At 68.0% G+C, this 16,074-nt stretch carries 13 protein-coding genes and 1 pseudogene; 12 read left to right on the top strand and 2 right to left on the bottom strand.

Annotated features, from left to right (window positions below; translation table 11 throughout):
* Positions 1–28 precede the first annotated feature (28 nt).
* From Q9K23_RS20105 to Q9K23_RS20065, 9 genes and pseudogenes are all read left to right on the top strand, one after another.
* Positions 29–1,135: an aromatic/alkene monooxygenase hydroxylase subunit beta gene (locus tag Q9K23_RS20105; RefSeq protein ID WP_020791742.1), complete on the top strand. Its 1,107-nt coding sequence runs from the start codon at positions 29–31 to the stop codon at positions 1,133–1,135.
* Between the two features lie 5 nt (positions 1,136–1,140).
* Entirely contained in the window at positions 1,141–1,479 is a 339-nt protein-coding gene (gene mimD / locus Q9K23_RS20100; RefSeq protein ID WP_174519075.1) for a propane 2-monooxygenase effector subunit MimD, read from the top strand.
* 139 nt (positions 1,480–1,618) lie between these two features.
* Positions 1,619–2,665 carry an amidohydrolase family protein gene (locus Q9K23_RS20095; RefSeq protein WP_020791745.1) on the top strand — a complete coding sequence of 349 codons (1,047 nt, stop codon included), beginning with the start codon at positions 1,619–1,621 and terminating at the stop codon, positions 2,663–2,665.
* Between the two features lie 89 nt (positions 2,666–2,754).
* Positions 2,755–3,555, top strand: coding sequence for an iron-sulfur cluster assembly protein (locus Q9K23_RS20090; protein WP_261977877.1), 801 nt, complete (start codon positions 2,755–2,757; stop codon positions 3,553–3,555).
* Complete coding sequence (locus tag Q9K23_RS20085) at positions 3,552–4,595, top strand: NAD(P)-dependent alcohol dehydrogenase (protein ID WP_053777164.1); 1,044 nt, start codon at positions 3,552–3,554, stop codon at positions 4,593–4,595. Before Q9K23_RS20090 ends, Q9K23_RS20085 begins: the two co-directional genes overlap by 4 nt.
* A 118-nt stretch (positions 4,596–4,713) precedes the next feature.
* Positions 4,714–6,364: pseudogene (gene groL / locus Q9K23_RS20080) on the top strand (chaperonin GroEL).
* A gap of 161 nt (positions 6,365–6,525) precedes the next feature.
* A complete protein-coding gene (locus tag Q9K23_RS20075; RefSeq protein ID WP_305950256.1) occupies positions 6,526–8,310 on the top strand; it encodes a GAF domain-containing protein in 1,785 nt (594 codons plus the stop codon).
* A 66-nt stretch (positions 8,311–8,376) separates the two neighbouring features.
* Entirely contained in the window at positions 8,377–8,499 is a 123-nt protein-coding gene (gene ykgO, locus Q9K23_RS20070) for a type B 50S ribosomal protein L36 (protein ID WP_020790990.1), read from the top strand.
* A 45-nt stretch (positions 8,500–8,544) separates the two neighbouring features.
* Positions 8,545–9,201 carry a class II aldolase/adducin family protein gene (locus Q9K23_RS20065; protein ID WP_053777163.1) on the top strand — a complete coding sequence of 219 codons (657 nt, stop codon included), beginning with the start codon at positions 8,545–8,547 and terminating at the stop codon, positions 9,199–9,201.
* 21 nt (positions 9,202–9,222) lie between these two features.
* Here Q9K23_RS20065 and Q9K23_RS20060 read toward each other — a convergent pair whose 3' ends face one another.
* Positions 9,223–9,849: a TetR/AcrR family transcriptional regulator gene (locus Q9K23_RS20060; protein ID WP_020791816.1), complete on the bottom strand. Its 627-nt coding sequence runs from the start codon at positions 9,847–9,849 to the stop codon at positions 9,223–9,225.
* A gap of 134 nt (positions 9,850–9,983) precedes the next feature.
* Between Q9K23_RS20060 and Q9K23_RS20055 the strand changes: the two genes are divergently transcribed.
* Positions 9,984–11,765 (top strand): acyl-CoA dehydrogenase, encoded by a 1,782-nt coding sequence (locus Q9K23_RS20055; protein ID WP_020791815.1) that lies wholly within the window; start codon positions 9,984–9,986, stop codon positions 11,763–11,765.
* A gap of 119 nt (positions 11,766–11,884) precedes the next feature.
* Entirely contained in the window at positions 11,885–12,646 is a 762-nt protein-coding gene (locus Q9K23_RS20050) for an SDR family oxidoreductase (protein WP_053777162.1), read from the top strand.
* Positions 12,647–12,725: 79 nt separating this feature from the next.
* Here Q9K23_RS20050 and Q9K23_RS25200 read toward each other — a convergent pair whose 3' ends face one another.
* Positions 12,726–14,069: a class I SAM-dependent methyltransferase gene (locus Q9K23_RS25200; protein ID WP_315972005.1), complete on the bottom strand. Its 1,344-nt coding sequence runs from the start codon at positions 14,067–14,069 to the stop codon at positions 12,726–12,728.
* A gap of 77 nt (positions 14,070–14,146) precedes the next feature.
* On the opposite strand from Q9K23_RS25200, the gene Q9K23_RS20035 reads away from it, so the two are divergent.
* Positions 14,147–15,859 carry a nucleobase:cation symporter-2 family protein gene (locus tag Q9K23_RS20035; protein WP_053777161.1) on the top strand — a complete coding sequence of 571 codons (1,713 nt, stop codon included), beginning with the start codon at positions 14,147–14,149 and terminating at the stop codon, positions 15,857–15,859.
* Positions 15,860–16,074 lie beyond the last annotated feature (215 nt).

The following is a 16,074-nucleotide window of genomic DNA, read 5'->3' as shown; positions in this document are numbered from 1 at the left end:
TGATCACCGAAGAGAAGGAACGAAAGGCATGTCTGCACCAGCACAGCCGCGGGAGCGCAGCTTCCCCTCCATCGAGTTCACCGACGCCGAGGCCGGCGCCGCGGTGTTCCCGAGTTCCACCAGCCGCAGGTACAGCTACTACACCCCGGCCCGCAAGCGGTCCACCATGTACGAGGACGTCACCGTCGACGTCCAGCCCGATCCCGAACGTCACCTGACCCAGGGCTGGATCTACGGCTTCGGGGACGGCCCCGGCGGCTACCCCAAGGAGTGGACCGTCGCCCGCTCGAGCAACTGGCATGCCTTCCTCGACCCCAACGAGGAGTGGGACCAGACCATCTACCGCAACAACTCTGCGGTGGTGCACCAGGTGGACCTGTGCCTGCAGAACGCCAAGCGGGCACGTGCCTATGACTCGTGGAATGCGCCGTGGCTCAAGTTCATCGAACGCCATCTCGGTGCCTGGATGCACGCCGAGAACGGCCTGGCGCTGCATGTGTTCACCTCGATCCAACGGTCGGGGCCGACCAACATGATCAACACCGCGGTCGCGGTGAACGCCGCCCACAAGCTGCGGTTCGCCCAGGATCTGGCCCTCTACAACCTCGACATCTCCGAGGCCGAGGACGGATTCGACGGCTCGGCACACCGCGACACCTGGATGAATGCCCCGGAGTGGCAAGGGGTCCGGGAGACGGTGGAACGGTTGACCGCGGTCGGCGACTGGTGCCAGCTGCTGTTCGCCTCCAACATCGTCTTCGAGCAGCTCGTCGGCTCCCTGTTCCGCTCGGAGCTGGTCATGCAGGTGGCCGCACCCAACGGCGACTACATCACCCCGACCATCGTCGGCACCGGCGAGTACGACTACGACCGCGACCTGGCCTACACCCGCAACCTGTTCCGGATGCTCGCGCGGGACGAGGAGTTCGGCCAGGCCAACCGGGAACTGTTCGGCGAGTGGATGTCGGAATGGGTTCCCCGTTGCCTGGACGCCGCCCGTGCGCTGCAACCGATCTGGTCGCAGCCGGCCGACAAGTCGGTGACCTTCGCCGCCAGCCTCGACGCCGCCACCGCCAAGTTCCGCAGCGTCCTGGAATCCATCGAAACCGAGATCCCCGAGGAGTTGAACCAGTGAGCACCATGCAGTTCGGCGCACAGACCGAGTTCTCCAACATGTGCGGAGTGACGCTCATGAACACCCCGATCGGCCGGGTCGTCGCCGATGTCATGGGGGCCAAGGAGGGCGTCTCCCTCACCGAGTACCCGTCGATGATCCGGGTGGACGGGGTCAACCGCCTCGACTTCGACTACGACGAGCTCACCGACGCCCTCGGACAGGACTTCGACGGCTCGATCTTCGAGGAGATCAGCTCCACCCACTACGGACGGATGGTCCACCTCGACGACCGGACCATGCTGTTCGCCAGCCCGGAGGACGCCGCGGAGTTCATCGGCTTCGACCTCACCGCCTCCTCCTGAGACCACGCCGCCGGGACTGCGCCCCCACGGTCCCGGCGGCGTCTTCCAACCCCGCACAACCCGCACCACCAGCCCAGCCCAAACAGCACCACCACAGCCCAACAGCGCCATCGCTGCCATCGGAGAAAGCGAGCGAGAGATGTACGAGAAGAACGGCGAGCAGTACTTCATCGTCGATGCCCATGTGCACCTGTGGGACGGACGCGAGGCCAACCAGCGCAACATCCACGGCAAGCAGTTCATCGACTGCTTCTACGACTATCACCGCAATCTCAGCCCCGAGAACGAGGTCTGGGACTACGACACCTACTGCTACTACGGCCCCGACCGCCTCATGCGCGACTTGTTCGAGGACGGCCCCGCCGACCACGCCATCTTCCAGGCGACCATCCTGAAGGACTTCTACGTCAACGGATTCGCCCAGGTCGACGACTCGCTCAAGCTTGCCGCCGACAACCCGGACAAGCTCACCTACAACCACGCCTACGATCCGCGTGACGGCGAGGACGGCCTGGTACAGCTGCGCAAGGACGCCGACGCGATGCAGCTCAAGGGGGTCAAGCTCTACACCGCCGAATGGCACGGCGACTCCCGCGGTTACAAACTCGACGACCACTGGTCGCGGCGCTACCTCGAGGAGTGCATCAACCTCGGGATCACCAACGTCCACGTCCACAAGGGCCCCACCATCCGCCCGCTCGACCGGGACTCCTTCGACGTCGCCGACGTCGACAAGGTCGCCACCGACTACACCGAGCTCAACTTCATCATCGAGCACGTCGGCCTGCCCCGGCTGGAGGACTTCTGCTGGATCGCCACCCAGGAGTCCAACGTCTACGGCGGTCTGGCCGTGGCGATCCCGTTCATCCACACCCGCCCCCGGTACTTTGCCCAGATCATCGGCGAGCTCATGTACTGGATCGGCGAGGACAAGATCCTGTTCTCCAGCGACTACGCCCTGTGGACCCCGCAGTGGCTCGTCGAGAAGTTCGTGGACTTCCAGATCCCCGAGGACATGACAGAGTACGCCCCGCTCACCACCGAGGCCAAGAAGAAGATCCTCGGCCTCAATGCGGCGAACCTGTACCCGCACATCGAGGTTCCCGACCATCTGCGGCTGCCGGGCGAGAATCCCGATCCCGGTGCGGAGGTGGCGGCCGGCGCGCCGGAGGCGGTGACCGCATGACCGCCCTCATCGACCGGGGGCGTGACCCCGCCGGTACCGCCGATCCGACACATCCCTCCGACACGGCCGTCGCCCTCACCGACGCCGTGATGGCCGCCCTCGACACCGTGTCCGATCCGGAGCTCGACCAACCGATCACCGAGTTGCGTTTCGTCCGTTCGGTTCTCGTCGACGACGAGGGGGTGACCGTACACCTGCGGCTGCCGACGTCGTTCTGTTCCCCGAACTTCGCCTATCTGATGTGTTCGGATGCGCTGGACGCACTCGAGGACATCGACGGTATCGGCCGGGTGCAGGTGATGCTCGACGACCACCACGATTCGGACAAGATCAACGCTGGTCTGGCGGCCCATGCAGGCTACAAGGGCACGTTCACCGTCGAGGCCGAGCAGGATCTCGACGAACTGCGGATGACGTTCCTGCGCAAGGCCCACACGGCCGCGATGGAACGCGCGGTGAGCCCGATGATCGCCGCCGGCACCACCTGCGTCGACGACTGTGCGCAGCTGCTGCTGCGGGATCTGCCGGAGAACCCCGCCAAGGTCGCGCTGCTGCGCCGGCGCGTGCAGATCGGACTCGGCGTCTGCCCCAACTGCCGGGTGGTGGTCGACGAGGACGGCAGTCCCCTTCCCGCCGAGGCCATCCCGATGCGCCTGCGATTCGCCCGGTCGGTGCGGATCTCGATGGAGGGCAACGGCCACTTCTGCCGGGGGCTGCTGGCCACCCGCTATGCCGACGACACCGACTGCGACGGCACCTCCGGACCGGTGGTCACCGATCTGCGGATGCTGCCCATGCCCACCACGCGCACCGCACACACCCCGGAACCGGCCACCCCCGGCGCCCACACCGGAGTCCCGGACCCACACACAGAGAGGTCAGCATCATGAGAGCCGTCCAGGTGGTCGGATACCACGACAAGTTGCAGCTCAACGAGGTCCCCGACCCGCAGATCACCGGACCGTTCGACGTGATCGTCCGGATCGGCGGTGCCGGTGTGTGCCGCACCGATCTGCACATCCTGGAAGGCCAATGGGAGGCCAAATCCGGTGTCGCCCTGCCCTACACGATCGGCCACGAGAATGCCGGCCGGGTGGAGGCGATCGGCGACGAGGTCACCAACGTCGCCGTGGGCGACAAGGTGATCCTGCATCCGCTGATCACGTGCGGGCTGTGCCGGGCGTGCCGCGCCGGTGACGACGTGCACTGCGAGAACAGCAAGTTCCCCGGTATCGACACCGACGGCGGATATGCCGAGTTCCTGAAGACGTCGGCGCGCAGCGTGGTCCGGATCGACGACTCGCTCGAACCGGCCGACGTCGCGGCCCTCGCCGACGCCGGACTCACCGCCTATCACGCGGCCGCCAAGGTCGCCCGGATGACCCGGCCGGGCGACACCTGTGTGGTGATCGGCGCAGGTGGACTGGGGCACATCGGAATCCAGGTCCTGGCCGCCATCTCGGGGGTCCGGATCGTGGTGGTCGACCGCAACCCCGACGCCGTCGCCCTGGCCGTCGAGGTGGGTGCGCACGTCGGGATCACCGCCCCCGCCGGCGAGAGCGAGGCGAACGGCCCGGTGGAACAGGTCCTCGAGCTGACCGGCGGACACGGTGCCGAGGCGGTGCTCGACTTCGTCGGCGAGGGCGGGGCGACCGCCGAGGGCGTGGCGATGCTGCGACGGGCCGGCAACTACTTCGTGGTCGGCTACGGCGAGAACATCGACGTCCCCACCATCGACATCATCTCCACCGAGATCAACTTCATCGGCAACCTGGTCGGCTCCTACAACGATCTGAACGAGCTGATGATCCTCGCCGCGCAGGGAAAGGTGAAGCTGCACACCGTGACCTATCGCCTCGACGACTTCCAGCAGGCGCTCGACGATCTCGACGCGGGCCGGGTCAGGGGGCGCGCCATCCTGATCCCCTGACCGCAGTCCACCCGATCATCGTCACTCGATCCCGCCCGGCGCCGGCACATCCGGCCTCGCGGACCCACTCGGAGAACCACACCTTCCCCACCGGGAAGCACCAGAAAGGTTGGAGAACATGGCCAAGGAGTTGCGCTACAACGCCGAAGCGCGGCTGCGACTGGAGCGGGGCGTCAACGCCCTCGCCGACGCGGTCAAGGTGACATTGGGCCCGAAGGGCCGGAATGCGGTGCTGGAGAAGCTGACCGGACCACCGACCATCACCAACGACGGTGTGACGATCGCCCGTGAGATCCAGCTGCGCGATCCGTTCGCCAACATGGGTGCCCAGCTGGTCAAGGAGGTGGCGATGAAGACCAACGGAGCGGTCGGCGACGGCACCACCACCGCCACCGTCCTCGCCCAGGCGATGGTGCGGGAGGGATTGCGCGCGGTCGACCAGGGCGCCAACCCGATGCGGGTGCGTCGCGGGATCGAACGTGCGGTGGCCGCGGTCGTGGAGTCCCTGGGTTCCCAGGCGGTCCAGATCGGCGGCCGCTCGGATCTGGAGCGGATCGCCGGACTGGCCGCCAGCGACGACGAGGTGATCGGCGAGGTGATCGCCACCGCCGTCGAACACGTCGGCAAGAACGGGGTGATCACCACCGAGGAGAGCGACACCATCGGTCTCGCCGTCGACGTGGTGGACGGCATCGAGTTCGACCACGGCTACATCTCCGGCTACATGGTCACCGACCACGACCGGATGGAGGCCGTCCTCGACAATCCGGTGGTGCTGCTGACCAACAAGAAGATCACCGGCGTGCAGGAGATCATGCCGACGATCGAGGTGGCCAAGCGTGCCGACCGTCCGCTGCTCGTGCTCGCCGAGGACGTCGACGGGCCCGCGTTGCAGCTGCTCGTCGGCGGCAACATGCACAAGACGATGCAGTCGGTCGTGGTGCGCGCACCGGGATTCGGGCATCGGCGGGTGGCCGAGCTGGAGGATCTCGCGGTCGCGCTCGGCGGGCATGTGATCGCCCGCGACACCGGGATCGAACTCACCGAGGTGAGCATCGACCACCTGGGCACCTGCGATCGGGTGACGGTCACCGAGAACCAGACCACCCTGGTCGGCGCCCACGGCGAGCAGTCGCTGGTCGACGCCCGGGTCCGGCATCTGCAGGCACAGCTGGACCGCGCGCGGATCGACGCCGACCGCGACAGCCTGGAACTGCGGATGGCCCGGCTCACCGGCCGCGTGGCGGTGATCCGGGTGGGCGGGGTGACCAGCGTCGAACTCAAGGAACGCATGCTCCGCGTGGAGGACGCGCTCGCGGCCACCCGCGCCGCGGTGGAGGAGGGCATCGTCTCCGGCGGCGGCACCGCCCTCGCCCAGGCGCACCGGGTGCTGACCCCACTGGAGGCCACCGGTGACGAGCAGGTGGGCATCCAGGTGGTCCGCAACTCGCTCGCCGAACCGCTGCGGTGGATCGCCACCAACGCCGGCTTCGACGGCGACGAAGTGGTGGAGGTGGTCGGCGAGCTCCCCCTCGGCCACGGTTTCAACGCGCTGACCGGCCGCTACGGCGACATGTTCGACGAGGGGGTGATAGATCCGTGCAAGGTCACCAAGGCCGCACTGGTCAGTGCCGCGTCGATCGCCGCACTGCTGATCACCACCGAGACGGCGATCGTCGAGGAGGTGGCCGGCAATCCCGGCGCGATCCCCGCCCCCCGGTTTCGGTGATCTGGCCGAGGGGATGGTCCGTCCCTCCAACATCTACTGATCGACGGCGGGGGACCGGACTCGTCAGCCACCGGTCCGGCCACGATCTGGGCCGGTCACGATCCGGGCGACTCCGACGCCCACGGCGTTGATCGTGACCGGCCCTCCCCCGTACACTCGGACCAGATGTGAGACCCACATCACACAGGAGTCGTTTGCTCGGTGACCTCACAGCCCATCACCCCGACCGTCCACCGACGGGTGTCGTCCACACCTCCCGCGATCGCGCGTGCGCGGGAGGACTTCCTCGCCGACAACCGTCTCGACGATGCCGTCCGTGACCCGATCTCCACGTCATGGCAGCGGTCACGCGCCTTCAACGTCGACGCCGACCGTCTGCAGTTGCCGTTCGTCCGCGAACCCAACCTGGAGAGCCCCCTGGTCAGCGCCGCGCAGCCGGTCATCGACCAGCTCGCCGACGACCTGGCGGCCGAACCGGTCAGCATCGTCCTGACCTCCCCGGACGGCATGGTCTTGTCCCGGACCACGGCACACCGGCGGCTGCGCACCCTGCTCGACGACGTGAGTCTCGCCCCCGGTTACTGCTACAGCGAGGAGTTCGTCGGCACCAACGGGATCGGCACCGCACTGGAGAGCCGGCAGCCGACCCTCGTGATCGGCGCCGAACACTACGCCGAGGCCCTCAACCGGCTCTCGTGTGCCGGTGTCCCGATCGTGCACCCGATCTCGGGCGCGGTGGTCGGCGCACTCGACCTCACCTGCACCGAGGAGCATCCGTCGAGCCTGCTGCTGTCGCTGGCCAAGTCGGCGACCTCGCAGATCGTGCAACGGATGCTCTCCCAGGCCAGTGAACGCGAATCGCGGCTGCTCAACGCCTACCTCGCATCGTGTCGCCGGGCGCCGCAGACCATGGTGCTCGGGATCGCCGGCGACGTGGTGCTGATGAACCGCAGGCTGCGCCACAGCGTCGACGCCGCCGACCAGCTCACCCTGCTCGAGTGCGCCGTCGACCCCTCGCCCGGACCCGCGGGCAGCCGGATCGGCACGCTGCCCTCCGGCCGGGTCGCCCGGCTGACCCCGGTGACCGATCACTGCGATCCCGAGGGCCAGGTGTCGGTGTTCCGGGTGCACCTCGTCGATCCGGGTCCGACGCCACCGTCGGCGCCGGTCCGCACCGAGGACTCCGTCCTGCCCGGCATGGTGGGCCGCAGTTCGTCGTGGCGGCAGTGCTGTGCGCGCGTCGTCGGACATGTCCGCGCCGGACATTGGATCGCGGTGTCGGGGGAGGCCGGATCGGGCCGCACGGCGATCCTGCGTGCCGCCGCAGAACGCCTGCTGCCCAACACGGTCCGGGTGTTCGCCGCCGAGGACTTCGATTCCGACGACACCGTCGACGCACTGGCCGCCGAGCTCGAGCGGGACGGTTTCGGGGTGATCATCCGGGATCTGGACCGCCTCTCCCCGCAGACGCAGGAGGCCATCGCCGACCTGTTGCCCGGCCGTGAGCATGCCGGTCTCCTCGGCGTGACGACCCAGGCCGCACATGGCGATCCGTCGTCGATGCTGCTCCCGTTCTTCGGTCACACGGTGGAGGTCCCGCCGCTGCGGCACCGGATCGAGGACCTGCACGAGCTGGTGCCGACCCTGTTGCGGCAGTTGACCCGTGGCCGTGAACTCACCGTGGCCCGCGAGGCGATGACGGTGCTCGGCAAGTACTCGTGGCCGGGCAACGTGGCCGAGTTGCGCCAGACGCTGCGCGAGGTGGTCACCCATCAACGGTCGGGGGTGATCGGCGTGGGGCAGTTGCCACCGCGGTGCCGCACCACCGGACGCCACACCCTCACCCGTATCCAGGCCCTCGAACGCGACGCGATCGTGCGCAGCCTGGAGGAGAACGGCAACAGCAAGGCGGCCGCCGCCGAGGCGCTCGGCATCTCCCGGGCGACGGTGTACCGCAAGATCAAGGAGTTCGGGATCGTCACCTGACCCCGTGCGAGGCGTGACACGACCACCGCTAATATAAATGACAACCACTTTCACTAAGGAGTTGTCATGAAGGTTCGTTCGTCCCTCCGCTCACTGAAGAAGCAGCCGGGCTCACAGGTCGTGCGCCGCCGTGGACGTGTCTTCGTCATCAACAAGGGGAACCCCCGTTTCAAGGCACGTCAGGGCTGAGGGTTCGCACTTCGTGAATCAGGCAAACGGTCTACCGTCGGATGGGTGGACATCGACGATCAGCGGGCCTCCCTGTGTGCGGCAGCCCATCAACTCGCCGCCGCCGGGCTCGCGACCGGGACCAGCGGCAACCTGTCGGTGCGCGTCGGCGACCAGGTGCTGATCACCCCGTCGGACTCACGGCTGAAGTCCCTCGATCCCGAGCAGCTGGTGGTGGTCGATCTCGACGGCACGGTGTCCGTGCCGACCCGGTACCGCCCGAACTCCGAGCTGCACATCCACCTCGGCATCTACCGCACCTCGTCGGTCGCCGCGGTGGCGCACGCCCATCCGGCGTCGTCGGTGGCCGTGGCCAACATCGTCGACGAACTGCCGCCGATCCACTACGCCGCGGCCACCCTCGGCGGATCGGTGCGAGTGGCCCCGTATGCGGTCTTCGGCAGCACCGAGCTCAGCGAGGTCATCCAGGTCGCACTCTACGAGCGCACCGCGGCACTGATGCGTAACCACGGGTCGGTGGCCGTCGGCGGAACCATCGAAACCGCCTGCGACAACCTCGAACTCGTGGAGTGGCTCTCGGATGTGTACCTGCGTTCGGTGGGCGGGGGCACACCCGCCGTCCTCGACGGCGCCGCACTCACCGAGGTGGTCGCCGCCGGCGCCCGCCGCCACTACACCCCGTTCCCCGGTCGGAATCGGTAACCCCGTCCGATACCGACGCCCTCACCCAGAGCGCGCGGATCCGCCGACGATCCGCTCGGCCGTGCGGGCATAGGCCTGCCCCAGCGCGACCGGATCCCGGTGTGCGCGACTGGGAAACCATCGGCACACGTCGACGCACAGCGACGAGATGGCGAGCACCGCGTCGTCGGCGTCGTCGACGGTGAACTCCCCCGTCTCGGCACCCCCGCGCACGATCTCGTCGAGCCGCGCGGTGATCTCCCGGCGCAGCCCCGCGATGACGCGGAAATGATCGGGGGTCAGGGCGCGCATCTCGTACTGCACCACCCGGGCGAGCGCGTGATGCTCGGCCTGCCAGCCGGCGAAGGCCGCAACCACCAGTCGCAGGCGATCCCGGTACGTCCCGGCCGGGTCGTCGACCGCGGCGATCGCATCGTTGACCTGATGATGACCCTCGAGTGCGATCGAGTAGAGCAGTTCTTCTTTGGACCGGAAGTGCGGATACATCGCCGCAGCACTCATGTTGAGCCGCGCGGTGATCTGACGCGTCGAGGTCCCGGCGTAGCCGTGCTCGGCGAAGGACTCGATCGCCGCGTCGCGGATACGTTGCGCCGCAGCAGATCCGGCCGCACCGGACCGACCCGGTCCGGCATTGCGCACCTCGGTCACCCGACCACCTCCCTCGTCCCGACCCCTGCGTCGGTATCCGCATGGTTGACGTCACACCACCGTCGAGGCAGTATAAGCGAGTGCTCATAAAATGAGCACTCGCTTAGGAAACGCATCACCCTCGGAGGAGAGTCATGGCCGACGCCCTGTCCCGTCGCGATCTGGAGTTCCTGCTCTACGAATGGCTCGACGTCGAATCGCTGACCACCCGGCCGCGCTTCGCCGAACACTCCAAAGAGACCTTCGACGCAGTCCTCGAGCTCTCCGCCGACATCGCGACCAGCCGCTTCGCGCCGGTCAACCACCTCGGCGACGCCAACGAGCCCTACGTCGGCGACGACGGACGCGTCGTCCTCCCCGAGGAGATCACCTCCGGGATCACCGAATTCCTCAAGGCCGGGCTGATCGCCGGCACCTTCGACGAAGAACTCGGCGGCATGCAGCTGCCGGCCGTCGTCGCCCGCGCCTCCCAGGCCTGGTTCCAGGCCGCCAACGCCGCGATGTCGTCGTATGCCTTCCTCTCGATCGGCAACGCCAACCTGCTCACCGAGTACGGCACCCCCGAACAGATCGACACCTGGGTCAAACCCATCGTCGAAGGCCGCTACTTCGGCACCATGTGCCTGTCCGAGCCGCAGGCCGGCTCCTCACTCGCCGACATCACCACCAAGGCCGTCCCCGCCGACGACGGCACCTACCGCATCACCGGCACCAAGATGTGGATCTCCGCCGGCGACCACGAGATCGGCGAGAACATCGTGCATCTCGTGCTGGCCAAGGCACCCGGCGGCGGCCCCGGCGTCAAGGGCATCTCGCTGTTCATCGTCCCCAAGTTCCTGCCCGACGGCACCCGCAACGACGTCGCCCTGGTCGGCCTCAACCACAAGATGGGCAACCGCGCGACCACCAACTGCCTGCTCAACTTCGGCGACGGCACCTTCGCGCCGCCCGCTCACTCCGTTCCCGGCGCGGTCGGCTACCTCGTCGGCGAAGAACACCAGGGCCTCTCCTACATGTTCCACATGATGAACGAGGCGCGGATCGGTGTCGGCTTCCTGGCCACCACGATCGGCTACGCCGGCTACCTGGCCTCCCTCGAATACGCCAAGGTGCGCACCCAGGGGCGCCCCGTGGACCAGAAGGACCCCGAGTCCAAGCCGATCCCGATCATCGAACACGCCGACGTCAAGCGCATGCTGCTGGCCCAGAAGTCCTACGTCGAGGGCGCCCTGGCACTCGGGCTCTACTGCAGCAAGCTCGTCGACCTGCAGCAGACCGGTGACGACGCCGAACGTGAGCGGGCCGGCCTCCTGCTCGACGTACTCACCCCGATCACCAAGTCGTGGCCGTCGCAGTGGTGCCTGGAGGCCAACAACCTCGCGATCCAGGTGCACGGCGGCTACGGCTACACCCGCGAGTTCCCGGTGGAGCAGTACTACCGCGACAACCGGCTCAACCCGATCCACGAGGGTGCGCACGGCATCCACGGCCTGGACCTGTTGGGCCGCAAGGTGATCATGCGCGGTGGCGCGGGCCTGCAACTGCTGGTCGAGACCATCGGCGAGACCCTCACCCGCGCGGCCGCACAACCGGCCCTGGCCGCCTACGCCGACGACCTGCGCAGCCGCGTCGAGACCCTGGTCGCCACCACCGCCAAGGTCTGGTCCACCGGCGACCCGGCACTGGCGCTGGCCAACGCCACCGCCTACCTCGAGGCCGCCGGACACCTCGTCATCGGCTGGATGTGGCTCGAGCAGCTACTGGCCGCCGGCGACAAGTCGGGCGACTTCTACGACGGCAAACGCGCTGCGGCCCAGTACTTCTTCCGGTACGAGCTGCCCAAGACCGCCGCCCAGTTCGAGCTGCTCGCCGCCCTCGATCGCACCACCCTCGACACCGATCCCGCCTGGCTGTGATCGGCGAGCAGGGTCCCGACCGAACGCACGCTCGGTTCTAGTACTCTGCATGTCACGCAGGGTGCCGCACGTCACAGATGTGCCGCACCACTCCACACACGACCCAAGGAGCTCCACCAGTGTCCGTGCTCGACATGTTCTCCCTGACCGACAAGGTCGTCGTGGTGACCGGCGCGTCGTCGGGCCTCGGCGTCTCGTTCGCCACCGCCTTCGCCGAGGCCGGCGCCGACGTGGTGCTCGCCGCCCGCCGCACCGATCGGCTCGCCGAGACCGCGGCCAAGGTCGAGGCCCTCGGCCGCACGCCGCTGTCGGTGGCCACCGACGTCGCCGACCCGGATGCCTGCCGGCGCGCCATCGACTCCGCGATGGAGACCTTCGGACACGTGGACGTGCTGATCAACAATGCGGGCGTCGGGACGGCCGTGCCCGCCACCAAGGAGACCCCGCAGCAGTTCCGCGACGTCGTCGACATCAACCTCAACGGCTCGTACTGGATGGCCCAGGCGGCCGGGCGGGTGATGCAGCCGGGTAGCGCGATCATCAACATCTCGTCGATCCTCGGCATCACCACCGCCGGGCTGCCGCAGGCGGCCTACAGTGCGTCGAAGGCCGCGATCATCGGTCTGACCCGTGACCTCGCCCAGCAGTGGGGCACCCGCCGCGGCATCCGCGTCAACGCCCTGGCCCCCGGCTTCTTCAAGTCGGAGATGACCGACGGCTACGCCCCCGGCTACCTCGACTCGCAGATGCCGCGACTCCTGTTGGGCCGCACCGGCGATCCCGCCGAACTCGCCGCCACCGCGGTGTGGCTGGCATCGCCGGCCGGTGGGTACATGACCGGCCAGACCATCGTCGTCGACGGCGGACTCACCGCCACATAGCCGCCAGACCGTCCACAGTTCCACAGAAACGCCGCCCCGGAGGCGGCGTTTCTGCGTATGTGTGGAGGGTCTGTGCGAATCAGACGCGTGCGGTGGCGATGAGGGTGTCGCAGTTGACCTCGGTGATGTGTTCGGCGGCAAGGCGTTCGACGAACCGGTCCCGGATTCTCCGGCGCGTCTCGTCGTCGAGCTCGGTGAGCGCACCCCGATAACCACTGCCCAGCACCAGCTTCCACGCGAACTCCGGGGTGCATGCCACCCGCAGCCGCACGGTGGTGACCTCCACGTCGTGTCCGCCGACGTCGGACAGCCACGCGGCCAGCGTCTCCTCGGTGTTGATGCGGTCGATCGGTCGCGGGCCGCTGCCGGGTGCCCTCGGCCCCTGATGCCCGGTGTCTCCGGCGATCTCGCCCACCGTGGCGAAGTAGGCGGCGGCGAAGTCGGCCATCGCATCGGCGTGCCACACCGACACACCGACCTTGCCGCCGGGACGGACCAGTCGGAGCAGTCCCCGGGCGGCGTCGTCCATCTCCGGCAGGAAGAACACCCCGAAGGCACATGCGAGGACGTCGAAGGCGTTCTCGCAGGGCGCGATCCCGGGTTCGAGGGTGGTCACGTCCGCCACCGCGACGTCGACGTTGCCCAATCCCTCCGCACCGGCCTTGGCGCGGGCGACGTCGAGCAGCGCGGCGGAGAAGTCCACCGCGAGCACGCGGCCGTCGGGCCCCACCGCCTTCGCCGCGGGCAGCACACTCGCACCGGTCCCCGAGCAGATGTCGATCACTGCCTCGCCCGCACGGGGGTCGAGTGCGGCGATCAACGCCTCTGCAGCCGGACCCCAGACCTGCGGGGTGACCGCGTCGAAGTCGTCGGCGGCGGAATTGAACACGCCGGCCAGCCGTGATCCGGGGTCCTCGATCTCGGTGTGCGTCACGTCGTCGAGCCTAGCGACGAGCCGGGTGAGCAATTCCACCTGCGCCGGATTGAGCTTGACGGCGGCATCGGCCTGCCCGAACCATTCGGCGCGATCGACCTCCGGGAACTGCGCCAGTTGTCGCGACCGCGGTGGCCACACCATCTCGAAGGTGTTCGACGTGATGGTCGAGACGTCGAGGTCGCCCTCGACGGCGAACCCGGTGACCCGCTTGCCGCTCTTGAGCCGGACCTCACCGAGTTCGACGACGGGGCCGTCGGGGGCCGGGGAGCCGATCTCCTCGGCGAACTCCCGCCGGGCCGCGGCCAGGAGGTCCTCGCCGGGTTCGACGAGCCCCTTGGGAATCGTCCACGCCCCGTCGTCCTTACGCGCCCACAGCGGGCCACCGGGATGGGCGATGAGGAACTCGAGGGAGTCGTCGCGCCACCGGTAGACGAGCATGCCCGCGCTGATCTGTGCCCCTCGGGAAGAGGAATTTCTGCCTGCCATGCTCATATATTCTTGCGGAAACACGACCGACACACGGTTGGCGCAGGACCGCAATGTCGGACTCATAGACACTGTGCATGTCCTTTCTCCAGACGATCAAGCACGGCCGGGACGCCGACCACCCCGTCGACGACATCCCCCCGTTCCTCAAGCTCTTCCCGCTCGGGCTCCAGCACGTCATGGCGATGTATGCCGGTGCGGTCGCGGTTCCGCTGATCGTCGGCGGCGCGATGGTCGGTGCCGGGCAGATGCAGAGCAACGAGATCGTCCACCTGATCACCGCCGACCTGTTCGTCGCCGGTATCGCGACCATCCTGCAGGCGGTCGGGTTCTGGCGGTTCGGCGTGCGCCTGCCGCTCATGCAGGGCGTCACCTTCGCCGCGGTCGGCCCGATGATCACCATCGGACTCAACCACGGGATCACCGCCATCTACGGCTCGGTGATCGCCTGCGGTGTGTTCATGATCCTGGTGGCACCGATCGTCGGGAAACTCATCCGGTTCTTCCCGCCGCTGGTCACCGGCACGATCATCCTGATCATCGGCGTCTCCCTGATGCGTGTGGCCGCCGGCTGGTTCGGCGGCGGCACCGCCAAGGGTGAGGACTTCGGCGCCCCCAAGGCCATCGCCTTCGGTTTCCTGACACTGCTGCTGATCATCCTGATCGAGCGGTTCGCCCCGCCCACCATCAAGCGTGTGTCCATCCTGATCGGTCTGGTCCTCGGCACCCTCATCTCGATCCCGTTCGGGATGGCCGACTGGAGCAGCGTCGGTGAGAGCTCCTGGGTGGCGATCCCCGAGCCGTTCTACTTCGGTTTCCCGACCTTCGACGTCAGTTCGATCATCGCGATGATCATCGTCGCCCTGGTGATCATGACCGAGACCACCGGCGACATCGTGGCCGTCGGCGAGATCGTCGACAAGAAGATCACCCCGCGCAGGCTGGCCGACGGTATGCGCGCCGACGGTCTCGGCACCGTCCTCGGCGGCATCTTCAACACCTTCCCGTACACCGCCTTCGCCCAGAACGTCGGACTGGTCGCGATCACCGGTGTCAAGACACGTCACGTCGCCACGTGCGCCGGCGGCATCCTGGTGGTGCTGGGACTGCTGCCCAAGATGGCCGCAATCATCGAGGGCATCCCGCTGCCCGTCCTCGGCGGCGCCGGTGTGGCACTGTTCGGCATGGTCGCCGCGAGCGGCGTCCGGACGCTGAGCAAGGTGAAGTTCAACAACACCAACATCCTGGTGGTGGCGATCTCGGTGGGCGTCGCCATGCTGACCGAGGCCAAGCTGTACTACACATCCGACGGCGTGAGCGTCTCGCTGGATCTCTACCACCAGTTCCCGGACTGGTTCCAGACCATCTTCCACTCCGGTATCTCCGCCGGTGCGCTCACCGCGATCGTGCTGAACCTGCTGCTCAACACGCGCAGCACCTCATCCGATCCGGCCGACTACCACAACACCGGTGAGATCGACGTCGTCACCGCCGAGGGACTGGCCAGTTCAGAGGGGATGTCGGCGGCCGACGGCCCGCGTGGCGGCGCCTTCGATCCGCGCGATGCCCTCGCCGCCGCCGACCCGGCCACCCCGCCGGAAACGCTCAAGCTGCTCGCCGAGCACGATGCCGGACTGCACCGGTTCATCGTCACCAATCCGTCGGCGCCCAGCGAACTGTGCGACTGGATCAAGGAGCAGGGCGATCCCACCGTGACCCGGCTGCTCGACGTGTGGGACGACAAGACCGAGGGCCGCTTCTCCGCCCGCGGCCCCCGGTCCCAGTCCTAGCGCTGACGGTCCACGACCTGGGCGTCCACCGGCCGCACCGACATGGGCGTCCGCACCGGGTGATCGTCCCCGGGGCGGACGCCCACGTCGTGTCCCCAGGAGACGCCCGCACCGTGCCGGCAACCGGGTTCTCCCTGCCGGGTTCTCCCAGCCGGGTTCTCCCTGCCGGGGCCGTGCGGTGTCTCGGGTTGTCGCGCCCGGGCGGCCCGACGCTC

The organism is Gordonia sp. NB41Y (genome assembly GCF_030718915.1).
Classification (GTDB): Bacteria; Actinomycetota; Actinomycetes; order Mycobacteriales; family Mycobacteriaceae; genus Gordonia; species Gordonia desulfuricans.
The sequence above is the reverse complement of the archived record's forward strand: the minus strand, read 5'-3'. Positions and strand labels throughout refer to the sequence as shown.

Coding starts and splice junctions, on each gene's coding strand:
- Q9K23_RS20105 (WP_020791742.1), top strand. CDS start 29: ATGTCTGCACCAGCACAGCCGCGGGAGCGCAGCTTCCCCTCCATCGAG.
- Q9K23_RS20095 (WP_020791745.1), top strand. CDS start 1,619: ATGTACGAGAAGAACGGCGAGCAGTACTTCATCGTCGATGCCCATGTG.
- Q9K23_RS20090 (WP_261977877.1), top strand. CDS start 2,755: ATGGCCGCCCTCGACACCGTGTCCGATCCGGAGCTCGACCAACCGATC.
- Q9K23_RS25200 (WP_315972005.1), bottom strand. CDS start 14,069: ATGGCAGGCAGAAATTCCTCTTCCCGAGGGGCACAGATCAGCGCGGGC.
- Q9K23_RS20035 (WP_053777161.1), top strand. CDS start 14,147: ATGTCCTTTCTCCAGACGATCAAGCACGGCCGGGACGCCGACCACCCC.
- Q9K23_RS20085 (WP_053777164.1), top strand. CDS start 3,552: ATGAGAGCCGTCCAGGTGGTCGGATACCACGACAAGTTGCAGCTCAAC.
- ykgO (WP_020790990.1), top strand. CDS start 8,377: ATGAAGGTTCGTTCGTCCCTCCGCTCACTGAAGAAGCAGCCGGGCTCA.
- Q9K23_RS20055 (WP_020791815.1), top strand. CDS start 9,984: ATGGCCGACGCCCTGTCCCGTCGCGATCTGGAGTTCCTGCTCTACGAA.
- mimD (WP_174519075.1), top strand. CDS start 1,141: ATGCAGTTCGGCGCACAGACCGAGTTCTCCAACATGTGCGGAGTGACG.